Here is an 8,143-nt window from a genome sequence, read left to right on the forward strand (position 1 = left end):
AAAATTCTACAAATTTTGAGTGTCTCGCTTTTTGAAAAAGTGCCTATTTTGCAACTACTTACAAAATCGGATTACAGAAAAACTACACCCTCCGATTCTAAACAATTGGTATTGTTTAACTTATAACAGGACAGTAGTGGCATAAAATATTAAATTAATTGACGAATGGCATGTAAGATGCATTGTGTATTATAGAGGAAAAAATGGTCAGAAAAATATTGATTGTTGAAGATGAGCGTATAATTGCCGAAGACATTAAGAAAAGCCTGGTAAATTATCAATATGAGGTTGTTAGTATTGTGTCGAATGGTAACGCTGCAATAGCTGCCGCAAAAGAGAAACAGCCTGATATGATCCTCATGGACATAAAGATAGAGGGTGATATAGATGGAATTGAAACAGCTAAGATAATCAAAAAAGAATTTCAGATACCAATTGTTTATCTTACAGCAAATGCCGATGAAGCAACATTGGAAAGAGCAAAAGATACACAACCATATGGTTATATAGTAAAACCTTTTGAAGAGATCGATCTCAATGCAACACTGCAAATAGCTTTTTCCAAGCATCATTCAGATTTAGATTTGATACGATCCGAAAAAAGATTCAAGAAACTTATCGAAGAAAACACAGATGGAATTGCTGTGATCGATAAAGATAAAAAGATTTTATTTGTGAACCAGGCATTCGAAGAAATATTCTGCAAAACCAGAGAAGAATTGATCAATTCCAAGTTTGAGCACGACATAGATAAAAACAGATTTGAGCTGGAAATCGATTGTGAGGATCAGAATAAAATATTAGATGTAAGTGTTGTGGAAATTCATTGGGAAAACGAAATTGCAAAATTAACTACTCTACGCGATATTACGGAAAGAAAAAAAGCTCAACTGGAAGTGGAAAAAAGTGCCCAGAAACTACAAAAATTATTAGAGGATTTGGTGAATGGTCTTGTTTCGGCTATCGAAATGCGAGATCCATATACCGCTGGACATCAAAGAAAAGTAGCTGAACTGGCATGTGCGATCGGACGTAAAATGAATCTGTCTGAAGATCGGGTAAACGGCCTTAGAATAGCATCTCTGGTTCATGATATTGGCAAGATCCAAATTCCGGCAGAAATCTTGAGTAAACCAGGAAAATTGAGTGATGTTGAGTATGAAATTATGAAATCTCATGCCCAGGCAGGCTATGAAATTTTGAAAGGTATAGATTTTCCCTGGCCCATTGCACAAACGGTTTTGCAGCATCATGTAAGGATGGAAGGTATTTCATATCCGGACAACATAGAATATGATGAGATAATTTTAGAATCCAAGATTCTTTCTGTGGCAGATGTTGTGGAAGCGATGTCTTCACATCGACCATATCGACCTGCTCGGAAAATCGAAGATGTTCTGGATGAAATAAGAGACAATCGTGGAAGCAAGTATGATGCCGAAGTAGTTGATGCCTGCATCAAGGTTTTTAAAGAGGATAATTTTTCTTTCAGTTCATTGTGATCAAACAATTCATTTATCTAATTGGGATTTTAAAAAATAGTTGTTTTGTCATAATAAATTGGATCGCCCGGAAGGATTGCATTTCAAAGATACGCAGTATCTTCTCCGATGCGCTACATCGCTGCTGAATTTTCACAGATTCAAATTCAGATTCCAGCTCGTGGTCGAACTCGTGCAGGAAGAAGGGGTTCTCATAAAATAAACTTATTAGTTTAAACATATTTGTTCGTTTTTGTTAGTTGCAAAACACTGGCACGCCCGGAAGGATTGCATTTCAAAGATACGCTGTATCTTCTCCGATGCGCTACATCGCTGCTGAATTTTCACAGATTCAAATTCAGATTCCAGCTCGTGGTCGAACTCGTGCAGGAAGAAGGGGGTTCTCATAAAATAAACTTATTAGTTTAAACATATTTGTTCGTTTTTTATTAGTTGCAAAACACTGGCACGCCCGGAAGGATTCGAACCCTCAACCCTCTGATCCGAAGTCAGATGCTCTATCCAATTGAGCCACGGGCGCACGAAATGCAAAATTATTTTGACTTTATTTTGTGTCCAACATTTTTTGTTAAACTAAAAGATGTATAAAAAGGAGAGTAGGAATGAAAGTTGTAACTTGTATAATTATGGTAAATTGTGTGTTTGCAATACTATTTGCAGATGCCGACGAAGGTATGGAAAAATATCAAACTTACAATGAAAACCAAACAACAGAGAATTTAATTGAAGTGATCAATCATTTTTCCCAGGATAGTGACGATGAATATCATTCTGCTATGATTTTAGGAAATGTATATTTAAATCAGCTTGAAAAGCAACTGGAAGTTTTTGAATCGAATCTGGATTCACTTTCTTATGGGAATCTTTTTGGATACGCCAACCTCTTGCTTGCAGCAAAAAGATATGATGAAAGTATTGAGATTTATAACAAAATCAACGCTGCTGCTCCAAATTGGTCTTGTCCGTGGCGACATAAAGGCGAAGCTTATCTCGAAATCGCAAATTATGAAAAAGCGGAAGAAGCTACCCAAAAAGCAATCGAGACCAGAGAAGATCATTTCGATGCCTATATCCAACTGGCAAAAGCTCAGAAAGCTCTTGGAAAATATGAAGAAGCACTTAAATCTTTGGAAGACGGTATGAAGTATCAGGAATCAGACCACGAAGGTGAAGTTTCAGACAACGAGATTATAAAACTGCGAAGCGAACTTGTGGAACTTTTGAAAAAATAGTACATTAAATCTTTATATTGACGGAACATATTTTGCATAATTATTAGATGGAGGTAATATGAAATATAAAATATTTATATTATTAATAACACTTACTGTAATTTCAAATATCATTTTCGCGGATTCTTTTGTAATAAGATTTGATAATCCCAAAAAGTATCTTGTAACCAATTTTGTTTTGGAAGGTTACGATATAGCATCTTACAAACCTGGAATTTATCTGGATCTGGTTGTAGATCAGCAGGAATATGAAAATCTAATATCTCAAGGTTATTCAATGAGGATAACTCAAACTGAACAGCAGCTATCCTCAAACCTGAATGCTGGAACCGACCTGGCAGGATATCGTGATTATGATGAAATGCTGGCAGATCTGCAATTATACGAAGCTTTGAATCCTGATATTTGTAAACTTTATGATATCGGTGACTCCAGAGCCAAAACTTATTCTGATGCCGGAAATGCTAATTATGATGATTATTACCATGACATCTGGGCTCTCAAGGTATCTGACAATGTGGAAACTGAAGAAGATGAACCTTCGATTTACTACTTAGCAGAACATCATGCCCGTGAACCAATAAGCTTGGAAGTTGTTATGTATTTCCTGGATCACATCCTGGCACAATATGGAACCGATCCAACCATCACAGATAACATAAATAATTCTCAGATCTGGATTGTTCCTCTGGTAAATCCCGATGGCCACAAAATTGTGACCAGCGAGATCGATTTGTGGTGGAGAAAAAATATTTGTGATAACAACGAAAACGGTATGATTGATGTAAATGGTTACAATCCTGCAGATGGAGTGGATCCCAATCGAAATTATTCCTGGAATTGGGGAGGAGCTTCCACTAACTGGAGCAGTGAAACCTATCAGGGAACAACTTCTTTTTCTGAACCGGAAACTCAAGCAATTAGAGATTTATTGAGCGAACACCACTTTATCGCCGGTCTTACTTACCACTCTTATGGCGAGCTGATTTTATATCCTTTTGGATATGCAGATGGTGTAGTAGCACCCGACGAAGCCGCATTGAGTGATCTGGCAGTAGCTATGGCAACATCGATTCCTGGAATGTATAGTGGAAATTATACTCCGCAACCAGGTTGGGCTTTGTACCCATGCACAGGAACTACAGATGATTATTCCTACGGTACATATGGAATTTTTGGTTACACAGTCGAACTGGCCACAGAGTTTATTCCCAATGCAAATCAGGTCGCAGGAATCTGTGAAGATAATCTGCAGGCTCCGCTTATCATGTTGGACAGGATAAATCATTCGTCTTTGCAAGGTCATGTAACCGATGCGGATACCGACGATCCCGTTCAGGCAGAAATATTTATCGACGGTATCGATGATACCGGAGAATTCCGCAATCCATATCTCAGCAATCAGGAGTTTGGCAGTTATTATCGATTGCTTACAGACGGAGATTATACAGTCCAGTTTATTGCTTATGGTTATGAGCCAAGTATTTACCAAAATGTTAACATAAATAGTACTAACAGTACGATCCTTGATGTAGCTTTAAATCCGGCTACAGCTGATATTACGGTTACTGGAGTTGTAACTGATGTTGATACAGGCTGGCCGATTGAGGGCGCTGTTGTAGAAATTCCAGGTTATAACATTCCTTCTGTAACGACTAATGTAGCAGGTGAATATGAAATTAACAATCTCTATGCTTATCCTTATGATTTCCTTGTTTATGCCGATGGTTATGCCAGTACGATGGAAAATGTATTTGTTTCCTCTACCAATAATGTAGCAGATTTCTCTCTTGCAATTTTGGATGATGGTACCTTTGAATCTGGAGAATTTGCATCCAGCTGGAATTTTGATGGCAATCAACCCTGGTTCATCGATTCTACAAATATGAATTCAGGTTCTTATTCAGCTTGTTCAGGTAATGTTTATGACGATCAAACATCCAAAATGTATTTTTCAATGTATGTTCCAAATGATGATGTGATATCATTTTATTACAAAGTTTCATCTGAAGAGGATTATGATTATCTGAGATTTTACATAGATGGTGAACTTCAGGATATGTGGAGTGGTAATGTAGATTGGCAGGAAGCTGTATTCAATGTGGAAACAGGAAATCATACTTTTCTCTGGGAATATTACAAAGACGGCGGCGTTTCTAACGGCTATGACTGTGCCTGGATAGATGACATTGTATTACCGATCTCAGCTTGGAGTTTAACTCCATCATCGCTTGCTTTTCTTACAATTGAAGATTGTATCGACGGTTTGCAATTCTCAGTAATAAATAACAGCGATTCGGAAATTGTTTTGGATGACATTACATCTTCCGGAACTGAATTTCCCTGGTTCATTGATAGCTTCAATATGACTTTCCCATACAACCTAAGTGTGGGAGAACAACTTGATTTTCTGGTTAAAGTAGCTTTACCCGTAGAAAATCTTTCAAGGGAGATCTTAACTGATCAATTGTATGTTCAATCGGATAATGGACAGAAACATATCGATTTGAGTTTTGATGACGAGTTAGTTGGAAATGATGATCTACCAAATTCCATATCGACCGAATTTATGGGAAATTATCCAAATCCTTTCAATCCTACTACAACCTTTAAATTTAGCATATCAACTTCTGCAAAAACATCTTTGAATATTTACAATATGAAAGGGCAATTGGTAAAAAAGCTGATAAATAAAGAACTTCCTGCCGGAATTCACACTATCAAGTGGAATGGAAAAGACATGAATTCCAGGAATGTTTCTTCCGGAATTTATTTCTCAACTTTAGATATTGATGATGAAGGTTTGGATTATACGAGTACGAAAAAGATCATTTTATTAAAATAGGAAAATTATGAAGAAACGAGTTGTACTACTATTACTTAGTTTGATCGTTTTTAGTTGTTTACTTGTTGGAGAGCAAAGTGAACACTATTTTCGGTTCTATCTGCATCATCATTCTCAATTATCAAAAATAACCAGATTGATTTCAATAGATGATGTGAAAGATGGTTATGTATATGCTTATGCAAATGATAAGCAGCTGCAGAAATTTAAAATTCTAGGCTATTCATTGGAAATGCTGCAGAAACCTGGTACATTGTACAAACCTGATATGACCGACGATATTGAAACTAATCGTATCTGGACGGAATACCCAACCTACGATGCTTTCGTAACTATAATGTATCAGTTTGCAATTGATTATCCCAGCTTGTGTACGGTTGAGAATATTGGAACTACAGTGCAGGGACGTGAAATATTGATGGCGAAGATTTCTGATAATGTGCAAAGTAATGAAGCAGAACCTGAATTTCTGTATGTGGCAACTATGCATGGTGATGAAACTGCAGGTTATATCTGCCTTTTGAACCTTATTGAACATCTTTTGGAAAATTATGGAACCGTTCCCAGGATCACGAATATCGTTGATAACTTAGTAATCTGGATCAGTCCACTCCAAAATCCTGATGGAACCTACTTTGGTGGCAATAATTCCGTTGCTGGAGCGCAAAGATTTAATGCCAACTTTGTAGATCTAAACAGAAATTTCCCCTGCCCATTAGAAGGACCGCATCCCGATGGAAATGACTGGCAGCCAGAAACAATCGCAATGATGGATTTTGCGGAAGGACATCACATCACGATGGGAGCAAATTATCATGGTGGTACGGAGGTAGTAAACTATCCCTGGGATTTTCAATCTGAACTTCATCCTGATGACGACTGGTATGTCTATACTTCTCAAGTATATGCTAATGCAGCTCAGGCAAACAGTCCTGCTGGTTATATGAATGGATATAACAATGGAATTACTAATGGTTTTGCCTGGTATGAAACTCATGGTGGTCGCCAAGATTATATGAACTATTTTCATTATGCTCGAGAAGTTACTATGGAAATTTCAGATACAAAATTACTGCCAGAAATTTTTTTAGAAGATCATTGGAATTATAATCGGGAATCCATGTTATTGTATTTGGAAGAAGCTCTTTATGGAATTCATGGTTTCGTTACGAATGATGCGGGCAATCCTGTGGAAGCTAAAATTGAAGTTCTAAATCACGATTTTGATAATTCTCATGTTTATTCTGATTCCGATCTTGGAGACTATTATCGCCTTTTATACGAAGGAATTTATGATCTCAAAGCATCATCTTATGGCTATTTACCGGAAGTTGCAGAAAATGTATCAGTTACAAATGGCAATCTTGTAGATTTAGATTTTACTCTGCAGACTGCACCGTTATTCACAGTAAGCGGAAACGTTGAGGATGGTGTAGATCATAATCCGGTAGTTAATGCTATGATCGAGTTTATAGAGACACCACTTGATCCTGTATTTACAGATAATTTAGGTAATTATACGATAGAAAATGTTCCGGAAGGATCTTATCAGGTTTATGTGTCTTCCGATCCATATTCCAATTTACTTACTCAAATAGATATAGCTGAAAATAACACTATTCATGATTTTTCTATATGTTTAAGCGATATTGAAGACTTTGAATCAGCTAGTTTTCTTATGCATGATTGGGCTTTTGCCGGTAATGCAGATTGGATGATTACTAATGAAGTGGCTTTTGAAGGTTCTTTTTCTGCCAGAAGTGGTAACATTATTGATAATCAGGAATCATCTATTCTACTAAATTTAGAAGTAACAGCTCCCGGTGAAGTATCTTTTTACCTCAAAGTTTCTTCAGAAGTAGTATTTGATTATTTCAGGTTCTATATTGATGGAGTTCTTCAAGACAGATGGTCTGGTGAAGTAGATTGGCAGGAAGCTCATTATCCAGTTGATGAAGGCATTCATGAATTCAAATGGACCTACGAAAAAGACGAAAATACCAGCAATGGGAATGATTGTGCCTGGTTGGATATGATTGCCTTACCCTGCACAGAGGAGATGTCAACTCCAGAATTGCCTGAACCGGCAAAAGTTAGCTTATTGGGAAATTATCCTAACCCGTTCAATCCAGAAACTGCAATTTCTTTTACTATAAATTCACAGGAAGAAATTCCTACAAGATTAGAAATTTATAATATAAAAGGTCAAAAAGTGAATACATTGATCGACGCTAATCTTTCTGCTGGGAACTACAATATAATTTGGGATGGAACAGATTCTAATTCAAAAAAAGTAGGTTCGGGAATGTATTTTTATAGATTGATAAGTTCAGATTTGGATAAAACTGAAAAGATGTTGTTATTAAAATAAAAAAAGGAGAAAAGCATGAAGAAAACACTAGCACTTATCGTATTGGTACTCAGTCTGAGCTTGTTGTTTTCCGAGACGATCCGCTACGAAGATAGTTGGGGATCAGCGGGATTCAATTTGAACCAGCGTAGTACAAACGGCGTAAACGTGACATTTTCGATCGAGAATTTCACACTTGAAAACACTCGTATCA

General features: G+C 36.8%; 4 protein-coding genes and 1 tRNA gene. 4 read left to right on the forward strand and 1 reads right to left on the reverse strand.

The genetic code is table 11. The features are described from left to right. Positions 1–203: 203 nt before the first annotated feature. Complete coding sequence (locus tag K9N40_12260) at positions 204–1,502, forward strand: response regulator (GenBank protein MCF7815242.1); 1,299 nt, start codon at positions 204–206, stop codon at positions 1,500–1,502. Between the two features lie 443 nt (positions 1,503–1,945). On the opposite strand, the gene K9N40_12265 is transcribed toward K9N40_12260, so the two are convergent. Continuing rightward, a tRNA-Arg gene (locus tag K9N40_12265) sits at positions 1,946–2,022 on the reverse strand. Between the two features lie 82 nt (positions 2,023–2,104). Between K9N40_12265 and K9N40_12270 the strand changes: the two genes are divergently transcribed. The 3 genes from K9N40_12270 to K9N40_12280 are packed head-to-tail and all read left to right on the forward strand — an operon-like array spanning position 2,105 to position 7,950. Further along, a complete protein-coding gene (locus K9N40_12270) occupies positions 2,105–2,734 on the forward strand; it encodes a hypothetical protein (GenBank protein MCF7815243.1) in 630 nt (209 codons plus the stop codon). A gap of 58 nt (positions 2,735–2,792) precedes the next feature. Continuing rightward, positions 2,793–5,579 (forward strand): carboxypeptidase regulatory-like domain-containing protein, encoded by a 2,787-nt coding sequence (locus tag K9N40_12275; GenBank protein ID MCF7815244.1) that lies wholly within the window; start codon positions 2,793–2,795, stop codon positions 5,577–5,579. 7 nt (positions 5,580–5,586) lie between these two features. Then, positions 5,587–7,950 (forward strand): carboxypeptidase regulatory-like domain-containing protein, encoded by a 2,364-nt coding sequence (locus K9N40_12280; GenBank protein ID MCF7815245.1) that lies wholly within the window; start codon positions 5,587–5,589, stop codon positions 7,948–7,950. The last annotated feature ends 193 nt before the right edge of the window (positions 7,951–8,143 follow it).

Source organism: Candidatus Cloacimonadota bacterium (assembly GCA_021734245.1).
In the GTDB taxonomy this organism is placed as follows: domain Bacteria; phylum Cloacimonadota; class Cloacimonadia; order Cloacimonadales; family TCS61; genus B137-G9.

Bases quoted from the DNA above. Each gene is read 5' to 3' on its own strand.
- K9N40_12260 (MCF7815242.1), top strand. From the start codon at position 204: ATGGTCAGAAAAATATTGATTGTTGAAGATGAGCGTATAATTGCCGAA.
- K9N40_12270 (MCF7815243.1), top strand. From the start codon at position 2,105: ATGAAAGTTGTAACTTGTATAATTATGGTAAATTGTGTGTTTGCAATA.
- K9N40_12275 (MCF7815244.1), top strand. From the start codon at position 2,793: ATGAAATATAAAATATTTATATTATTAATAACACTTACTGTAATTTCA.
- K9N40_12280 (MCF7815245.1), top strand. From the start codon at position 5,587: ATGAAGAAACGAGTTGTACTACTATTACTTAGTTTGATCGTTTTTAGT.